The following is a 265-nucleotide window of genomic DNA, read 5'->3' as shown; positions in this document are numbered from 1 at the left end:
GTGGATCTTCGCGCGTCACCTGCAGTGGGCGGTGGTGGTGTGGCTGCCGCTGTCCTGGGCACTCACGTCGAGATTCGAAGGCGTGTGGATGTACACGGTCGGCTACGTCGGCGATGCTCTCGCGGTGGCGCTCGTCATCGTGTGGATGATGCGGGCCCCTGCCTCGCCGTTCGGACGATTCCTGAACTGGCGCCCGATGGTCCACATCGGGCTGATCTCCTACAGCCTCTACCTCTACCAGCAGCTGTTCCTGACCCGGCACAAC

1 protein-coding gene is annotated in these 265 nt (G+C 64.2%); it reads left to right on the top strand.

The genetic code is table 11. The annotated features are described in order from the left end of the window. On the top strand, positions 1–265 hold a 265-nt coding region (locus NLU14_RS22070), incomplete at both ends, for a hypothetical protein (RefSeq protein WP_275710646.1).

The organism is Marinobacter iranensis (genome assembly GCF_029207565.1).
GTDB lineage: Bacteria > Pseudomonadota > Gammaproteobacteria > Pseudomonadales > Oleiphilaceae > Marinobacter > Marinobacter iranensis.
Note: the sequence above shows the minus strand (reverse complement) of the source record. Positions and strands in the feature narration are given on the sequence as shown.